Annotated in this window: 11 protein-coding genes, 1 pseudogene and 1 riboswitch; of the genes and pseudogenes, 4 read left to right on the top strand and 8 right to left on the bottom strand. The window is 40.6% G+C overall.

The features are described 5' to 3' along the window. Nucleotides 1-10: 10 nt before the first annotated feature. From A8F94_RS25720 to A8F94_RS10470, 4 genes and pseudogenes are all read right to left on the bottom strand, one after another. The gene (locus A8F94_RS25720) at nucleotides 11-148 is read right to left on the bottom strand and encodes a hypothetical protein (RefSeq protein ID WP_175384392.1); all 138 of its coding nucleotides are present in this window, start codon (nucleotides 146-148) and stop codon (nucleotides 11-13) included. Between the two features lie 637 nt (nucleotides 149-785). Continuing rightward, nucleotides 786-959 (bottom strand): IS3 family transposase, encoded by a 174-nt coding sequence (locus A8F94_RS26545; RefSeq protein WP_368072785.1) that lies wholly within the window; start codon nucleotides 957-959, stop codon nucleotides 786-788. Nucleotides 960-1,021: 62 nt separating this feature from the next. Beyond that, nucleotides 1,022-1,522: pseudogene (locus tag A8F94_RS26540) on the bottom strand (transposase); the annotation flags it as partial. Nucleotides 1,523-1,967: 445 nt separating this feature from the next. Further along, nucleotides 1,968-5,030, bottom strand: a complete 3,063-nt coding sequence (locus A8F94_RS10470) for an Ig-like domain repeat protein (RefSeq protein WP_066199438.1) — start codon at nucleotides 5,028-5,030, stop codon at nucleotides 1,968-1,970. 28 nt (nucleotides 5,031-5,058) lie between these two features. After that, a riboswitch (cyclic di-GMP riboswitch) is annotated at nucleotides 5,059-5,142 on the bottom strand. Between the two features lie 529 nt (nucleotides 5,143-5,671). On the opposite strand from A8F94_RS10470, the gene A8F94_RS10465 reads away from it, so the two are divergent. Then, a complete protein-coding gene (locus tag A8F94_RS10465; protein WP_066199434.1) occupies nucleotides 5,672-6,610 on the top strand; it encodes a hypothetical protein in 939 nt (312 codons plus the stop codon). A gap of 256 nt (nucleotides 6,611-6,866) precedes the next feature. On the opposite strand, the gene rluF is transcribed toward A8F94_RS10465, so the two are convergent. Then, nucleotides 6,867-7,574: a 23S rRNA pseudouridine(2604) synthase RluF gene (gene rluF / locus A8F94_RS10460; RefSeq protein WP_066199429.1), complete on the bottom strand. Its 708-nt coding sequence runs from the start codon at nucleotides 7,572-7,574 to the stop codon at nucleotides 6,867-6,869. A 132-nt stretch (nucleotides 7,575-7,706) separates the two neighbouring features. On the opposite strand from rluF, the gene A8F94_RS10455 reads away from it, so the two are divergent. Then, the gene (locus A8F94_RS10455) at nucleotides 7,707-7,973 is read left to right on the top strand and encodes a hypothetical protein (protein ID WP_066199427.1); all 267 of its coding nucleotides are present in this window, start codon (nucleotides 7,707-7,709) and stop codon (nucleotides 7,971-7,973) included. A 50-nt stretch (nucleotides 7,974-8,023) separates the two neighbouring features. Here the strand turns inward: A8F94_RS10455 and A8F94_RS10450 are convergent, their stop codons facing one another. The 3 genes from A8F94_RS10450 to A8F94_RS10440 form a co-directional block, all read right to left on the bottom strand. Further along, on the bottom strand, nucleotides 8,024-9,553 hold the full coding sequence (locus A8F94_RS10450; protein ID WP_066199425.1) for a glycine betaine uptake BCCT transporter: 1,530 nt from the start codon (nucleotides 9,551-9,553) through the stop codon (nucleotides 8,024-8,026). Between the two features lie 23 nt (nucleotides 9,554-9,576). Continuing rightward, on the bottom strand, nucleotides 9,577-10,242 hold the full coding sequence (locus A8F94_RS10445; RefSeq protein WP_066199420.1) for a hypothetical protein: 666 nt from the start codon (nucleotides 10,240-10,242) through the stop codon (nucleotides 9,577-9,579). A 260-nt stretch (nucleotides 10,243-10,502) separates the two neighbouring features. Next, the gene (locus tag A8F94_RS10440; protein WP_066199418.1) at nucleotides 10,503-13,757 is read right to left on the bottom strand and encodes a glycosyltransferase; all 3,255 of its coding nucleotides are present in this window, start codon (nucleotides 13,755-13,757) and stop codon (nucleotides 10,503-10,505) included. Between the two features lie 184 nt (nucleotides 13,758-13,941). Between A8F94_RS10440 and A8F94_RS26365 the strand changes: the two genes are divergently transcribed. After that, a complete protein-coding gene (locus A8F94_RS26365) occupies nucleotides 13,942-14,076 on the top strand; it encodes a hypothetical protein (protein ID WP_302621306.1) in 135 nt (44 codons plus the stop codon). A gap of 27 nt (nucleotides 14,077-14,103) precedes the next feature. Next, complete coding sequence (locus A8F94_RS10435; protein WP_066199416.1) at nucleotides 14,104-14,454, top strand: hypothetical protein; 351 nt, start codon at nucleotides 14,104-14,106, stop codon at nucleotides 14,452-14,454.

The raw sequence follows: 14,454 nt of genomic DNA, 5'->3' as shown, positions 1-14,454 counted from the left end.
AGAGTGTCTTTTAGCTATTCCTGCCATGGAGGACGGTTTCGGCTAATTCGATTTCGCCCCAATCCATTAGATTTTTTCCTTTTACCTCTTCAAGAAACGTTAACATAGTGTACTTTTTACTCTTTTCATTAGAATTTCCCTTTTCCATTCTAATCACCTCTTTCCATATAGTTTGGTTTAACGTATAAAAATGACATTAAATATTAAAGGGGTCAGACCCCTGCCGTGTACACCACGCCGGTACAACCCGTATTCCTGCGTTTGGGTGTCTTTTCCATACGTACAAGAAGAAAAAAACCAAAAAAATCTGTTATTGTATTCCTCACTAAGCAGGACAGTGAATTGGGCCGGTTCATTAAATCCTTTTTTATGGCGGCTATGGAAAACTTATCGCAAGACGGGCAAATTTACGGGAAAAACTGAAAAGTTTACGGGAAAGCGCAATAAATTTACGGGAAAACAACTAAAATTTACGAATAAAATGGAAACTACCACACTTTTAAACGTAAAAAACAAGCCAAAACCACGTTGGCTTGTTTTACTGCAGATGCTATTTTATTAATTGTTTTAGAATCCGGTAGTGGCCATTACCTCGGTTTGACCCCTTAATTCCTGACACTACCTTTAATTTTCTAGCTTTGTCTCAGTTTTTCACTTTTCGGTATTCCTTCCTCACTTTTTTGCCATTTTAGATGATTTCGCTACAGCGTCAAGCCCAAACCGCTTGACCCTTTCGCTACATCATCTAGTTGGTTGGCAAGTGAATAAGGAGTACCTCTGCCTGCTTACAGGCTGATTGCCATTTCTGCAGGGTAACCTATGTCTTGGTACTTCTCAATAAACTTCTTAGGTGACATGCGCCTCAGGCTGCCATGGTATCGTCTCTCGTTATAAAACTCAATGTATTCGTCAATACGGTAGTACGCTTCTTCAAAAAACTCGAAAGAATACGACGGTATACATCCCGCTCGATAATACTGAAAAACGACTCAATAAAGGCATTGTAGTTAGGCGATTTTGGAGGTATTCTTTCGTGGTAAATCATATTCATCTCACAAAATTCACCAAAGTGGTTGCTTACGAACTGAGGGCCATTATCTGTCCTGATTATGATGCAATGGCCGTCCTCTTCTTGGGGAACCTGTAGGTTCCTCCTGATGATTGCTTCTTTAAGCATTCCAGTTATGTCTTGTGCTTGGCATTCCGAGCATCTGTAATAGCCTACAATGCTTCTGTCAAAGACATCAATGGCACAAGCCAGTGAGAAAAATCTACCGCTTCCTTCAATCGATCCATACTTTATATCAAGCTGCCAAAGTTGATTAGGGGCTGTAATGAGCCGGTTCCTTACAAGTTTCTTAGGGTATTTGGATACCCCCGTCCTTTGTGGCAAAAGGATTCCCAAGCCAGCACATAAGCGATGAACCTTTTTGTGATTGATGATCAGCTTATGTTCATCCTTAAGGTATTGCGTTAGGTTCTTTACTCCGTAAACTGCCGCCTCACCTTCAACTGCTTCCATCAAGTACTCTTCAATTTGGGGGTCAGGAACAATTTTGCCGCAGCGGGTTTTCGAAAAACCTGGAATAGGGCTTCCTCGTTTCCCTTTCGATTCAGCTTCCTCGTCCTCTCCCGTGTGATAATAGTACAAAGATCAATTTACTCCTGTAACTTCTGTCAATCTGTTAATGTAAAAGCCCTCCTCTGCCCAAATTCGTAACTCCTCAAGAATAGCTAAGGCCGGTATTGGCTTTTTTTTAATAGATTTCGACGGTACTTTCATATCCCGGAGTTTTGCTGTTGCACTGGTTTTATTTGTAGACAAACAGATTCGCCTAAATCTCTCTATTTATATTAAGATTGATTTCTACACGAACTAGAAGAAAACCTTTATCGGTATTTTTAAAAAAATAAAAATCGACTATCTGCCAATTAAGACAGATAGTCGATTTGATAACGAGAATCAATTAATTTTGTTGATTTACAACAGTAACAGTAACTTCAGATACATTACCTGCTTTATCGGTAGCGGTTACAATTAGTTTGGTATTATTATTTAGTGCTTCCTTATCCTTTAGTTCAAAACTGAAGCTGCCATCTAGTTTAACTATTGTACTTCCAATCATTTTACCCTTTGTACCATTGTTATTAACTAAATAAATGTCTATGGTTGCATCTGGTTCTGCAAATCCACCTGCAACAGTTGTCAATTTATTACTTCCCGTAGCGTTAAAGGCTGTCACATTTGTTAGTTTAGGTGCAGTTTTATCAATTGTAAAGGTAACAGTTGTTTCGTTTCCGGCTACGTCTCTTACAACAAGTTTATACGTCCCTGCAGCAGAAATTGGGGTGCCAGAAAGGAATGTGTTTCCATTTAAGGTGGCTGTTCCTTCATTAAAGGTAGGAGTAACGTCTACCCTGTAAGTTTGATTGTTTACTACACCACTCACTACTGGAGCTGTTTTATCAATTGTAAACATAACAGTTGTTACATTTCCTGCTGCGTCTGTAACCACTAAAGAATAGGTTCCTTCAGCAGAAACAGTTGTACCAGAAGCAAACTCGGATCCATTTAAGGTAGCTGTTCCTTCAATGAAGGTAGGAACAATATCAGTGTTATATGCAAAGCCATTGATTACATTGTTAACTGTTGGTGGTGTCTTATCGATATTTGAAACCTTTACAGTTTTTCTAGTAACATTACCGGCCTCATCTGTTGCAACAAATTCAAATTCGCCATTCTGTTCGAAAGTATGAGAAGAGGCGTTTAAAGTACCTTCATTAGTTGTTACTGTTACTACAACATCCTGATTTGTTGGATCTGTGTTGTAAGAATTTACAGTAATGACTGGTGCTGTTTTGTCAATGTTTGTGATGGAGATCGTTTTAACTGTTACGTTACCAGCAGCATCAGTTGCAATAAAGTTAAAAGAACCGTTCTCTGTAAATGTATGGCTTTTTGTGTTTAGAGTTCCTTCATTGGTTTCAGCTGTAACAACCACATCTTGGTTTGTTGGTGCAGTGTTGTAGTTAAAGACAGTAATGACTGGTGCTTCCTTGTCGATGTTTGAAATTGTTACTAGCTTCTTAGTTTCATTGCCAGCGCGGTCAGTAGCAATAAACTCGAACTCACCATTTTCCGTAAAAGTGTAGCTTTCTTGATTAAGTGTACCAGGTTCGTCCATGCTTACTTTCACAGTTATGTCTTCATTAGTTGGATAAGTAATATAATCTTCAATGATAATCTTAGGAGCCACTTTATCAATATTGGAAATTATAACTGGAAGTTCGGTTACATTTCCAGCCCGGTCAGTTGCAATAAAAGTAAATGTGCCGTTTTCGGTGAAGGTATGGCTTGTTTTATTTAGTGTACCTTCTTCATTCATTTTAACTTCAACTGTAACGTCTTGATTTGTCCAATTTTCTTTATATGGAAGTACCTCAATCTCAGGAGCAACCTTATCAATGTTTGAAATTTGGACGGTATGTCTAGTAACATTCCCGGCAAGGTCTGTCGCTACAAACTCAAAGCTACCATTTTTTGTGAAAGTATGGTTTGTTGCATTTAGTGAACCCTCTTCATTCATGCTGGCAGTAACTGTAATATCCTGATTTGTCCATTCTGTTGAATACTCACTTATTGTGATTTCAGGAGCAAGCTTATCGATATTCTGAACACTTACTTTTGCGGTCCCTCTGTTACCAGCTTTATCGACAAAAATAAATTCAAACTCGCCGTTTTCGATAAAAGTTTTTGAAGGAGAACCTTCGTTGTTCAGGATCGTTACTTCTTCGCTTGGCTCGATAGTAACAACAACGTCTTGATTAGTCGGCCCATCAACTGAATAATTCACTGCAGCCGTAGGAGCGACTTTATCAATGTTCGCTACATTTACTTCTACCTCTCCGTTGTTACCAGCTGCATCTTTAAACTTTAAGGTAATACTTTCATTTTTTGAAAAAGTAAGATTGAAAGTTTTGTCATCAATTTCAATAAATTTAACAGTTTCCGGTAAAGTATTAAGATTTGTAAATTCAACTGGTTCAGTTGTTCCTACTGTTGCTGTTACATCTTGGTTCGTCCAAGCAGTAGTTGAATAGGTTATTGAACCGACTGGGGCCTCTTTATCAATATTTTCAACCTTCACAAGTACTGATCCTGGGTTACCAGCTCGGTCAACAAATTTCAATTCAAAGCTACCGTTCTCAATAAAGGTAAGCGTTTTGGCATCCGCATCAAAGCTAATCGTTTCTGGTAATTCATTAACATTTGTATAGTTAACATCTTCGGAAGGCACAATGGTTGCGACAACATCATCATTAATTGGGGAAGTAGTTGAATACTCGACTTTGGCTTTAGGTACAACCTTATCAATATTATCAATCGTTACTGTTTCAGAGGATGTATTTCCAGCTAAATCAGTAGCAGTAAAGGTAAAACTGCCATTCTCATGAAATGTATGGCTCTCGGCATTAAGCTTACCTTCTTCATTAATACTGGCAACCACAGTAATGCTTTGGTTCGTCCAATCCTTCGTGTATTCATTAAATTTAATTTGAGGTGGGGTTAAATCAACAGTCTTGGTAATTGGTTGTGCACCTGTATGGAAGGCACCTGCATTTTTCCCATTCTCATAAACCGTATAGGCCTCAACAGAGATTTGCTCGTCTTTATTATTAGAAAGATTTTCTGGCTTTAATTGATGATTAATTTCAAAAGTCCAAAGCTTATCAGAAAGCTTTTTCGTTTTTGCCTGTACAACTTTACCATTAACTTTTAATTCTAATTTTGGTCCATCAATCACGGCTGTCCCACTTAGTAGGACTGTGTTATCAACACGTGCAGGGATCGGGTTTAAAGTAGTAACACCAGTAACTTTGTTTAACTCTGTCCTTCCAGTTCCAGTAGAAGTAGAAGATTCTGTTTTCGCAGGGGCAGGTGCGGCATTAACGGCAGGGGCAAATGGGCTAAAAACTAATGAACTTGCTAGTACGAGTGTGCCTAACTTTCTTCCTTGGTGCTTGTTCATCTTATTCCTCCTAAAAGTAAATAACTTTATTTAAGAGGGCCGGTTACACTACTAGCTCTATATAACCCAAGTGTCCAGTTAAAGGTTATATGTCATTGCTTCCCAGGTAAAAGGCGACATAGAATGAACTTATCGAAAAACCCTTCACAATATCTTTTGATAGATAGGGTTTTCTTCCTAGTTTATTGTGTCGAATCTGCTACCAAGGATTATTATAAATAAATTGAGAGGTAAGAGATATCATTTCTGTGCGACAGGTTTTTGCCGATTTCGACCCGAAATCCTAAATATAGTAAAAAAAGACCAGCATATTGATACACGGAATGTTGAAAACTGTCTCATTCGTTCACAGAAAAGTAATAAAAAATCACTTGACAGTTTTTCCTATATTAAAGTTGCTTATCTTTTAAATGATTTCATAAAAAATCGCAACAAGGTTGCTGAACTGCAGCGACCTTGTTGCGCTGAAGCAAGATTTTGATTACATGTCATAAGAAATCAGGTTAAAGGTGTAAAAGATTGAGCTAATTTATCATCTACTCGAAGGTCTGAATTGAATATAAACTTCCATATTTAACTATAATTTGGAAACTTTTATTTGCTAAAGACGTATATGTAATTACGAATAGGAGGGGGAGCCATTGTTTTCAGAGATCAACGCAAAGCTAATGGTATTTCAGGGTGAATTGCGGAAGGCGACTAAATATAACATGCAGCTTGTGGATTATCAGGAAGAATTGGAGAAGCTGAAGGAGCGTATTGCTCAATTGCAGGATGATTTTGAAATAGAACAAGAAGATGTAAAGAGGCTGGAACGCTTCGGATTGACTTACTTATTTGCAACGTTGTCTGGGACAAGGGATGAGAAACTCTCAAAGGAACGGCAAGAATTGATCACGGCAGAGCACGCTTTAGTAGAAGCTGAGAAAGTGAAAGAGGATATAGAACAAGCCATCATAATACTGCAAGAAAAACTCCAAGCCGTGAAATTCTCCAAACAGGAGTACCAACAGCTTCTTAAGCAAAAAGAAATACTGATAAAAGAGAGCATATCCCCCTTTGCGGCGACACTATTTGAACTGGCTGAACAAGAAAGTATCCTCCAGGCAAATATAGCTGAACTCCAAGAGGCAATTACAGCCGGACAGCGTGTGAAGGAGAATCTTGACATGGCTTTAACGTCGCTTGACAAGGCTGCGTCATGGGGCCAGTGGGATATGTTCGGCGGCGGTACGATTTCCGGTATGATCAAGCATCAGCACATAGACGATGCGGAAGAGGATTTATATGAAGCCCGCAAAAGCATGCGGCTTTTTCAAAAAGAATTACTTGATGTAAAAATTGATTTGAACCAGGATATTCACATCTCTGATATGTTAAGGTTTGCGGATTTCTTCTTCGATGGGTTCATCGCTGACTATATGGTTCAAACCAAAATCAATGATATGATTGACCAAACTGAAAGCCATTACGATAAAGTAAGCGATGTGTTGGCGATGTTGAAAGGGAAATTTGCGGAAGAGATGAAGAAGCTGGACTCCATCCAAAAGGAAAAACTCGAAATTGTGGAAAAGTGTTAGCTGCCAAAAAGCCTATAAAAAACACGATTGAATCGGGTAGATCACCAATCGTTAGATAACTAAATAAGCAAAAGAAAAAGGCCAAGAGTAGTACACTCCTGGCGAATTGGAAAAATCAACTATGCCCGCAGACTGGCGGAATAGTAAGATTGAACAAATTGGGAAGCCTTATGAAGGGTCCTAAAAAGAGGTTACCCTAATGTGCATAGCAATATAAATATAATGCTCTTTATTGTTGAAAAAGTTATTCAGCTTCTTACCATTCTTTTGGCTCATAGTTGAGCTCTCTGAATAGTTGAGTCTTCTCTTTCTTTGATAAGTCTCTCCATTGTCCAGGAGGGAGATTTCCCAAATGGATATTCATAATCCGTATTCTCCGCAATCTGTAAACTTCGTAGCCTAACGCCTCACACATGCGGCGAATTTGGCGGTTCAGCCCCTGCGTCAGTATAATCTGAAACTCGAATTTGGATAATTGCCGTACTTCACAAGGAAGTGTTTTTGTTCCCAATATTTTTACACCCTCGGACATCCTCTTCAAAAATTCGGGGGTAATGGGCTTGTCGACTGAAACGATATATTCCTTTTCATGCCTATTTTCAGAACGAAGGATTTCGTTAACAATGTCGCCATCGTTGGTCATAAGGATTAAGCCCTCTGAATCTTTGTCCAGGCGGCCAATATTAAATATCCGTAATGGATGGTTAACTAAATCAACTATATTTCCCTTTACACCTTTTTCTGTTGTACTCGTAATGCCTACAGGTTTATTTAAGGCAATATACACATTGTTTCTAGCCACACGGATGGGGTCCCCATTCACGAGAACATTATCGCCAGGATTTACTTGGCTGCCGATTTCAGCGCGCTTCCCATTGATGGTAACTCGTCCTTCCAAAATTAATTTATCGGCCTGCCGTCTTGAGGCTTTTCCAGACTCGCTAATATATTTATTGATTCGCATGTAAACCATCCTTAAGTAGATATCATTTTTATTCCATTTAACCATACTTTATCCGTATACTGAAAGATAAAACAAAACATTGGCCATCGGAGTGAGTTTTTTCGTAACCATGGAAAAATCGGAGGCGTTCAAATGGAAATTGATTGGGAAGAAGTTAATTTAATTATTCAGGAATGGTCTAGCAAATGGTCATTTATGAAAAAACCCAATGACATGCCCCTTGAAGATTTTGAAAAAATTCGCTTTTTAATTGATGAGATTTACAGTTTTCCTGATAATCAAAAATCACTGTTAGAGTCAGCAGCTCTCTTTGAGAAACATCTAAATGGAACATACAGTAGGTTGTCCCCTAAAAGCATCAATTGGCTAGTTGATAGATTCTGCTTTTCGAATAGATAGTGATTTCAACAATAAAACTCGCATATCAATTTATGCGAGTTTTAGATTTGTTACGTATGCTGAATGCTTCGTTTTGCACCTCTTTGTGGCTGTGATTCCATTTCCTTTTCCAGGCCTTTCAGTAACGAGTAGCTCATTGCCAGCAGGATAAAGGTGAAAGGAAGTGCCGCTCCAATTGAAGCAGTTTGCAGAACGTTCAACCCGCCGGCCAGCAGCAATACAGCTGCAACAGCTGATTGGATAACACCCCAGGTCATCTTGATTTTATTGGACGGATTCAGCGTCCCGCCTTCGCTCAGCATCCCCAAAACGAACGTCGCGGTATCGGCCACGGTGATATAATAAATCGCCACTACCGCAAAGCCAACAATGCTTAAAAGTGAGCTTAACGGAAGATAGTCGAAGAATGTAAAAATTGCAAGCGATACATTTTCTGCAATATTGTTAGCAAGGTCATTATTTCCCTGGTCCTGGACCAGTTTAAGTGCCGATCCGCCAAAGACGGACATCCAGACGCAAGTCCCGATTGTAGGGACAATCAGCACCCCAATCACAAATTCCTTAATGGTCCTGCCTTTAGAAATCCTTGCGATGAACATGCCAACGAACGGCGCCCAAGCAATCCACCATGCCCAATAGAACAAGGTCCAGGAGGCAATCCATTCTCCACCCTTGCTAAATGGTGTTAACCTGAGGCTCATTTTTACAAAGTCATTGATATAAAGCCCCATCGTATTAAAGAACACTTGAACGATAGTCAAGGCCGGTCCCACGAACACAATGATCAGCATAATTAAAAAAGACAGGATAATCGCAGCGTTGGATAAATATTTAATCCCTCTATCAATGCCAGTATTGAGTGAAATAATGAAAATTACCGTTGCGACAACAATTACAACCAGTTGGACAAACAGCGTATTAGGGACCCTGAAAATAGCATGCATGCCGGCAGTAACCTGCATTGCACCAAGCCCTAGCGATGTGGCAATCCCAAATACGGTTGCAAAGATGGAAAGGATATCGATTGTCTTCCCGATCGGGCCATGGATCTTATCTCCCAAAATCGGATGGAACGCGGAACTGATAGACGCAGGCAGCCTTTTGTTATATTGAAAAAAAGCAAGCGCAAGGCCAATTACTGTATAGATAGCCCACGGATGAAATCCCCAATGGAAAAAAGTATACTTCATCGCAGTATTTGCAGCCTCAACCGTATACGGTTCCCCATATGGTGGAGCTGTATAATGGGTGATTGGCTCCGCGACACTCCAGTAGACGATACCGATTCCCATCCCTGCACCGAACAGCATCGCAAGCCAGGAGCCAGTACTGAAATCTGGCTTATCTGTTTTTCTGCCAAGCCGGATATTTCCATACTTTGAAAACAGTAAATAGACGGAAAAAACCACAAAAAATAGGGTCGAACCAAGATATACCCAGCCAAGGTAATCAATTGAGCCGTTGTAAACGGCGTTGGTAACCTTCGTTAAACTTTCTGTGAAAAAAACACCCCATATAATGAAAATGAGGGTAAGCGCCAATGATATAAAAAACACGGCATTTTCTTTGAATTTTTCCATAAAAACCTCCTGGAAATCATCGTTCAGTTGTTAAATGGGTTGTATTGAAATTCCCACTTATCCGAATTAATCAACTCGTCTTGGGCTACCTCAAAGCCGCCGCCCAGATAAATGGTTTGCCCTTTGATTGCAATGACCATTACTTCAATCAGTATCCCAGGATCGTTCTTTTTGAAAACATCCCCCAGCTGTACAGAAAAGCCGGCATATGGATGTACGATTTGACCGGAATTGTCATCAACGTCTTCCACCATATTTGTCATGTCCTTATAATCAATCGGGTGGCTGTCAGGGGCGCGGCCAGGAACCATCAATAAATACTCGCTATGCTTGATCCCGTTCAAGTCACTCGTAATAACTCCTTTATGATCCACTGTTTCCACTACTTCTATTTCATTCAGTGAATAATGGTCAAGCGTATCGGGAGCCGGATTGTTTATTAAAATTAAATCCCCTGCCACCGGCTTTTGGTTATTTCTGAGAGTGTAAACATTATGGTCAAAAATAAAGCTGTCATTTTCTTTTGGTATGTATCGCTCCACACTTGCCGCATCGGTTATATGCTGGGACATATCTCTCAGCTTATACAGATGGACGGACAGCTTGTACATAGGCTTTATTCCATATACCTTGTGCAACTCGTTATTATAGTATACAAATTGGCCTTTTCTGATTTGATACAGCTTCACATCATATCACCTTTCTTCTCGTGCTCGGTCGCTGGTTTTTCTTAGGATGCCTTTTTTTAGAAAAAACATGATAAGTAACCTGTTTTTAATGCTGCTTTTTAAATTCAGAAAACCTTGAACCAAAACTTTGGCCCTGCCCCGCGCCAATTTGTCCTCAGAACCATTGAAAAACAACAAAACAGGGACCCCAAAACGGTTCCCTGTTACTAAAGATTTGGGAAGGATTCAACTGCCCCTTCTAAACCTTTACTTTAATCCGATTAGTATTTCTTAACCGGAAGCTTCACGTTTCCTGATCTCTGCAATTTGTTCCAGCCGATCAAAATTCCTTTTCCGGCATATATGAAGGCTTTCCAAATGGAATAGACCAATAGCTGGCGATAGATAAAGCGTTGGACTATCAAATGGAAAAGTGGCCTGTAGCTGGTTCGTTCAAGCCAAAAAGCGTAAAAGCTGACGAGCAGGTCTACGAGAAAGAATAGTAGATAATATGTGATAATTCTTTCCGTATCCCCAAATAACCCAATAAGGAAAACGATATCAATGAGCGGGGAGAAGGCTTGAAATACATATTGAAACCACATGTAAGGCAGTCCGACAAAGCCAAGCCCTTTATTTTTTCGGCTGAAAAGGGCTCCCGAATGCTTCCATAAGCATTGCAATATTCCGTATGACCATCTGAAACGCTGTTTTACAAAGCTTTTAACAGTTTCAGGTGCTTCCGTATAGGCATAGGCATCAGGCTCGTAATGAATACGGTACCCCATCCGGATTAATTTCAGGGTGATATCGGTATCCTCTGCCAACGTATCATCTTTAAATAAACCAGCTTCAATAATTGCACTTTTTCTTAAAGCGCCTATTGCGCCCGGAACGACGGTGATGCAATTCAATTCATGAAAGGCCCTTTTCTCGAGATTGAAGCCAGTTACATATTCAATATGCTGCCAGAGGGTCAGCATGTTTTGTAAATTGCCGATTCGTACATTTCCAGACACACCGGCAACCTTCTTATCTTTGAAATGCGTGACAAGGCGTGAAATAGCATCTGGTGCGATTGAAGTATCTGCATCCATCGTAATAATGATGTCACCATGTGACTCTAAAATGCCACTATTGAGCGCTGCTGTTTTACCTTCATTTTCTTTAATGATTTGGCGGACAATCGTATTTTTATTAGCAATTTTTTTAACCTTTTTATACGTGTTATCAGTCGATCCATCATTTACGATAATGACTTCATAGTTCTTGTATTGGCTCTTTAATATGGATTTGATTGTTGGTTTAATGACTTTTTCTTCGTTATAAGCGGGGATAATGATACTGACAAAAGGTTCATATGGTAGTGACGATTTGGCAAGAGGCTTCCTTCTGCCGTGTTTTAGACTGAAAAAGAACAATAGAAGCAACCGGATGATTCCCATCACAATACCGAGTATGAAAAAAGCGGAGCAAAACTTTATTGTCCAGATAAACAGCGTATTGGCTAGTTTATAGAATTTCAAATAAGGAAAGGTCTCCTCTTCGACAGGAGGCATGACATCAAGCCTTTGTTTGCCAATCAAGTCTGAAACGGTGGCAAACGTATATCCTTCATCCTTTAATGCTTTTATGATTTTTGGAAGTGCTTCTACCGTAGCCGACCTGTCGCCCCCCGCATCATGAAAAAGGACAATGTTGCCGCCTTCCAGATTATTGAGCAGTCTTGCAACGATTTCTTCACTGGAGCCCGTGTTCCAATCCTTCGTGTCAATGTAGGAGCCCACCATCGTGTAGCCCATTTCCTGAGCCTGCAAAAAGGGGGTTAACTCCATGGCGTTTTCGACTAACAAGTCCGGAGTATAGGGAGGCCGGTAAAGATTCGTGGAATGTCCGGTAATCTGCTGGATTAGTCGCTGGGTTGAATTAAGTTCAGCCTGAAGCATGTAGGGACCGCTTTTTTGGATATCAGAATGGCTAAACGTATGATTGCCTATCTCATGTGCCTCTCGGTGAATTCGTTCAAGGATATCTGGATATAGTGCTGCCTGGCGGCCAACAACATAGAAGGAGGCACGAACCTGTTCCTCGCTTAATATATCGAGTATTTTCGGTGTGTAAGTTGGCTCGGGCCCGTCGTCAAAGGATAGGACAATGACCTTTCCTTGTTGCTCACCATACCGTTCGATGTAGTAGGGGAGAGGATAATCTGTGTAGGATTCTTTGGTAATATAGCCGTTCGAACCGAGTTGAAGGATTCTGCTTCCTTCCTGGGATTTTGATGAGATTCTAAGGATTTCCCCGTATCCTATATTCATAATCGGGATAGGGTTTTCCATTGTCTTTAATTTTTCACTGTTTGCTTCCATTCGGGATGTGTCGGTCAAATACTTCCATAGCCCAGGGTCTTCATATCCAAGCTGCTCAATGCCAACACCTTTCACACCGAGCGCCAGCCCCAGCTTGATTTGGTTGTATGAAGTGACTGCATCGAGAAACCAGATTAATTGGGGCACGCCGTTCTTTGTAAACCGTATATAAGGGTTCATGCTGTTGGAATCCCATTGAACTGTAAGGCCCGAACTCGAAGCCGCCCTCATCACTTCATGGAACTGCAGGTGATTGACCAGCTCTTGTTTATCCATATCCCACTCATATCCCTCATTGCTCAGCGAAACAATGATTTTCTCGCGAGGGATTGGCAGCCTTTTTAATGTTTCCTGAAACCATTCAATAGAAGCAACAGGGCCCGGACGCTCCATTTCGGGGAGTTCCTTGAAAAATTTAACGAAGACCCGGTCCGAGACTTCAGCCAGCTTTTTATACTCATAGGCTGGATGATCTGGAGAAACCGTTAGTGTCACCTTAAGGCCATCAGCAGAAAAACGTTGGGATAACTCGGAGACAAAAGCTGTAAAGTGTCCCCGGTTTTCAGTGCGGATTTGCCATATATCTATATTGATTCCGGCAAACTTATCTTCTTTGACCCTCTCATGCAGGGAGGTGGCCAGAGCCCGGCGAGATTCAACCGATTTAAGAAGTTGTTGAAACTTATCCTCATCCGTATCCTCATGCAGAGAGAAGCGGGGCATGAGCTTAACACCGTTTTTTTCCGCCAGCTTTATAATATCCTTTTCCTTGTTCGTTTGAAGGTCATAATCGGAATCAAGCCAGTACCAATTTGGAACCAGGACACCTAGGACATGAATATTCCTTGTGACTGTTTTTTTGCTAACTGCATCATCGGCTAAGTAAAAACCGTATAGTTCCTCCCTGGGAACTTTATATGGTTTTTGGCTGCCGCCGCCAAGCTTGGCTGGTTTCCCATTTTTGTTTAAAGGCTCGTTAATTGGCTGAATTTCCTCTTTTACTCCAAAGGATATCTGGGGAAGAACTGGATTTTGAAAAAGGCTTTGGCCAATGGCGGATAGAAGGACGAATAGGAAAAGAAATACTGAAAGCAGGATGACGACTAACCGGTTCCATCGTTTGCCGGTAGAATCCTGAAACACGAAGTTCTTGTTGTTTACTGACATCTGGTTCCCCCCTTATCGCGTTCTTTCACTAGGTGAAAAAGGATTCTCGTAAGACAAACCTTTTTGACATTCGCAATATTGTATGCAGGCAAGCTTTTTATTCACTAATAAAACAGCCCGTTATATGGAAAAGGGCTGTTTGCAGAGGTTCCGGAGTGAGCATCTATGGAGAACGGGGAAGGCCATGGGAAATGTTTTTGAAATCTTTTATTCAGTAGGGTTGCTGAACAGCGGGCTTCTGGATGATGATTTGTTCAAACGTCAACAAATCAATGATCCACATGGTTATAAGTCCGCACTCAACACGGAAAAATACTAGCAGGAATAAGGAAGCGAGGTTTTTGATTTGGAACTTATTAGCGTTGGATTTACCGGTCCTCCAGCCTATCATCCGATTCCGGAGATTTATCAGAATCTCGGACTGCCTGATTTAACTTCCCATGTAGAGCAGCGTTTTGATTTCACGGTATCAATAGGGAAAAATGAGAGGAAAGGCGCGGGAATCATCCGCTTTTACAAAGACCAGCCGGACTATCAAATCATTATTTCTGAGTCCATGCCGGGGATAGGCCCTGCAAAGCTGATTAAATTGAAGGAACTGTTATTAAATGAACTAAAGGATTCATTTAACCAGAATATTTTGGAGTTTGAGCCTGGGGAGAATGTTATTTATGTGGATTTTAGCAGGAAAAAATGA

Origin of the sequence: Bacillus sp. FJAT-27225, from assembly GCF_001685025.1 — a bacterium.
Classification (GTDB): Bacteria; Bacillota; Bacilli; order Bacillales; family Cytobacillaceae; genus Bacillus_D.
Note: the sequence above shows the minus strand (reverse complement) of the source record. Positions and strands in the feature narration are given on the sequence as shown.